The following is a 279-nucleotide window of genomic DNA, read 5'->3' as shown; positions in this document are numbered from 1 at the left end:
CCTTGCGGAAGATCGCGTGTAGCTCCTTCTCCGTGTCGGGCACCGTCGGGTCGACGTAGATCTCGGCGAGCTCCTTCAGCCTCAGGCCCGTCCCCCCTCGTGCCGCTGCCGCGGGTCGAGGAGGTGGGCCATGATGCGCGTGTCGAACGCGCGGGGCCGAGCTCCTCGATCGTCACGCCGAAGTCGTGGTCGATGACCTGGAGGTCGAAAGGCGCGTTATGGAGGGTGAAGTGCCGCGGCTGCCGGAGGGCTCGCACGATCGCCTTCTCGAACATGTCG

Source organism: Promicromonospora kroppenstedtii DSM 19349 (genome assembly GCF_000515355.1).
Lineage (GTDB): Bacteria > Actinomycetota > Actinomycetes > Actinomycetales > Cellulomonadaceae > Promicromonospora > Promicromonospora kroppenstedtii.
The sequence above is the reverse complement of the archived record's forward strand: the minus strand, read 5'-3'. Positions refer to the sequence as shown.